Consider the following 260-nt stretch of genomic DNA (forward strand, 5'->3'; position numbering starts at 1 on the left):
AATGAAATAGCTGCAACAGGTGAGTGATTAACAGGGTAAACAATAACTGAATCACTTACAATTCACGTATAAACAACTTCAGCCGAGTTCGCGCCTTTATCGGCTGTAGCTAAAGCACTAATTTGATCTTCGCCCGCAAAACCTAGCCAGTTAACAATAAACGGCGCAGTGTTATCAACCGCAATGGAAGTACCGTCTATAAAAAACTCCACACCAGCAACCGAGCCAGCTGAATCAGTTGCTTTCGCCAAAATAACAAC

1 protein-coding gene is annotated in these 260 nt (G+C 42.7%); it reads right to left on the bottom strand.

Translation table 11 applies throughout. From position 1 onward, the window contains the following. Window positions 1–62: 62 nt before the first annotated feature. A partial coding sequence (locus tag CWB77_RS18190) for an Ig-like domain-containing protein (protein ID WP_249931453.1) occupies window positions 63–260 on the bottom strand: 198 nt, incomplete at its 5' end.

The sequence above is a fragment of the Pseudoalteromonas sp. S1610 genome, from assembly GCF_005887465.1.
GTDB classification, from domain to species: domain Bacteria; phylum Pseudomonadota; class Gammaproteobacteria; order Enterobacterales; family Alteromonadaceae; genus Pseudoalteromonas; species Pseudoalteromonas undina.